The 782-nt window shown below is 50.5% G+C and carries 1 rRNA gene; it reads right to left on the bottom strand.

Annotation, left to right across the window (positions count from 1 at the left end):
* Positions 1 to 60 precede the first annotated feature (60 nt).
* A 23S ribosomal RNA gene (locus CLPU_RS16345) occupies positions 61 to 782 on the bottom strand; the annotation flags it as partial.

The raw sequence follows: 782 nt of genomic DNA, 5'->3' as shown, positions 1-782 counted from the left end.
TTAACTTAATATATTCTTTTAAAGGTTTGTACCTTCAAAACTACACAGCTACTTTCTTTCTTGGTCAAGCCCTCGACCTATTAGTATCACTAAGCTTAAGACATTGCTGCCCTTACACCTGTGACCTATCTACCAGGTAGTCTTCCTGGGGTCTTACTTCGTTAACCGAATGGGAAATCTTATCTTAAGGGAGACTTCGCGCTTAGATGCCTTCAGCGCTTATTCCTTCCAGACTTGGCTACTCAGCCATGCCGTTGGCACGACAACTGATACACCAGTGGTCTGTCCATCCCGGTCCTCTCGTACTAGGGACAGCTCCTTTCAAATTTCCTACGCCCACGACGGATAGGGACCGAACTGTCTCACGACGTTCTGAACCCAGCTCGCGTGCCTCTTTAATGGGCGAACAGCCCAACCCTTGGAACCTGCTACAGCTCCAGGATGAGACGAGCCGACATCGAGGTGCCAAACCTCCCCGTCGATGTGGACTCTTGGGGGAGATAAGCCTGTTATCCCCGGGGTAGCTTTTATCCGTTGAGCGATGGCCCTTCCACTCGGTGCCACCGGATCACTAAGTCCAAGTTTCCTTCCTGCTCGACTTGTTGGTCTCGCAGTCAAGCTCCCTTCTGCCTTTGCACTCTTCGCACGATTTCCGTCCGTGCTGAGGGAACCTTTGAGCGCCTCCGTTACTCTTTAGGAGGCGACCGCCCCAGTCAAACTGCCCAACTGACAGTGTCCTAAAACTGGTTTCACAGTTTCTAGTTAGAACTTCAGTATTATAA

The sequence above is a fragment of the Gottschalkia purinilytica genome, from assembly GCF_001190785.1.
Classification (GTDB): domain Bacteria; phylum Bacillota; class Clostridia; order Tissierellales; family Gottschalkiaceae; genus Gottschalkia_A; species Gottschalkia_A purinilytica.
Note: the sequence above shows the minus strand (reverse complement) of the source record. Positions and strands in the feature narration are given on the sequence as shown.